Genomic DNA, 1,756 nt, shown 5'->3' with positions numbered 1-1,756 from the left:
TTTATGAGCGGCAACATTATATTTCAGTCATGCGAATATATCCTGCGTATATTGTGCTGAGCCGTTGCGGAAATATATCATTTAACTTTAGGCAGAGGTTATCGTTCTCGTCATGCCGGACTTGACCCGGCATCGAGTGTCGTTGTATATCGCGGCGTATCGGAGCTAAAAGCCGCATGATTCCGCGTCAAGCGCGGAATGACGGCAAATCTCTCTGTCTTTTGCCGGCAGTTAAGTGAGCATATTATGCATTTGTTAGCAGGAATGTCAGTTTCGTTGTTATGAGCGGCTGAATACATCAATATACGTAGGATGAAGCTTTTGCCGATAGAAAAAGAGAGACCCTTTCGGGTCTCTCTCAGGTTATCAGCTAGGCTGAATTAGAAGTCGATAGCGGTACGGAAGAGCACTACGCTTTCGTTACCGGTATAGCCGTTCTCCGAACCGTTTCCATCGCCATAGTCGATGTAGTTATAAGCGAGCCAGAACTTGATCTGCGGCGTGTACTGATAGCCAATACCGATTGTGTACTGGTCAGTGTCGTCGACTCCGCTCTGATCCCAGTCGGTGGTGACATACTGGAGGAAGCTGCTCCACTTGCTCTCGCCCCACTGCTGTTCGGCGGTAACGAGCCACGTCTTGTTTGTGCCGTCGGTACCCATTGCTCCGGCCTGGTCGCTGGCGAAGAGGGCAGGATACTGACCAGCCGCTCTCGGTCCCACAAAAGCGTTGTCCTGCTCGACATACTGCACCCACAGCGAGGTGAACTTGAGGAGATCCTGTTTGACGTCGAGCATTGCGCTCCACGCCATCGGGCTATCTTCTTCACCAGCTGCGGCATTGTCGCCGAGGTCCTGCCAGTAGTAGTAGCCGCGGAGAGCTATCGACGGCGTGAAGCTGTAGCTGAGGTACGCGCCGTACTGCTGGTAATCGTCAGCGTAATCGCGATAGAAACCATCACCTTTGGTTACAGAATTTTCATCGCCATCAAACTGGAAATAGATTCCCTGTACGCCGGCATAGAAGTTTTCGCTGAAGTTCGCCTGAAGTTTCAGACCGTACTCCATAAACTCATTGTTATCATCGCCGTCGCCGTCGAGAATATCGAAGTTACGTCCGATAAGGAGTTCAGCATCAAGCATACCGAAGCTCTTCTTGAAGTTGAATCCGTCGTAGTACTGGTCTTTCCAAAGTCCACCCTCGAGGTCGCCCATTACGCTGTGGTAGAGTCCAGCGTCGCCTTCCCAGTCGCTGTAAACGCGACCGAGCGTGAAGGTGATATCCCACGGAAGCTTCGTCTGAACGAAGAACTTATCGGCAAAGAAGTTGTCCAGTTTGCCGGAACCGTCATTGAAGCGGAAACGGCCATAGAAGAACGTATTCTCGTCAATATACTTCGTGAGCATGAAACGAGCGAAGCGGAAACCAAACTGGTTTTCGTCACGGTCGGTATTGTTATTGAACCCATAAGTGTTCCGTCCGTCGTCAGTACCGCTCGCGAAGCGGGCGTCGAACCAGAACTGACCGTTCACTTTCCATCCGCCGAGACGGTCCTCAAGCACCGCGACTCTCTTGTCGAGGGAATCGACCTTCACGCCGAGGGCGTCGAGCTCATCCTTGAATTCCATGACGAGCTTCTTAAGGAGTTCCATATCCTGCTTAGAAGCCTTTTCAGCGTCAACCGTCACGAGAGCGCGCGCCACTATCGACGCCATCTCATAACGAGTCGCCGGCTGGGCACCCTTGAATGCGATTT

Annotated in this window: 1 protein-coding gene; it reads right to left on the bottom strand. The window is 51.8% G+C overall.

Features of this window, described 5'->3' with window-relative positions; genetic code table 11:
- Window positions 1-380: 380 nt before the first annotated feature.
- On the bottom strand, window positions 381-1,756 hold a 1,376-nt coding region (locus B5F39_RS13920), incomplete at its 5' end, for an S-layer homology domain-containing protein (RefSeq protein ID WP_343217594.1).

The organism is Cloacibacillus sp. An23, from assembly GCF_002159945.1.
Taxonomy (GTDB): Bacteria; Synergistota; Synergistia; order Synergistales; family Synergistaceae; genus Caccocola.
This window is presented reverse-complemented; position numbering and strand designations above follow the sequence as displayed.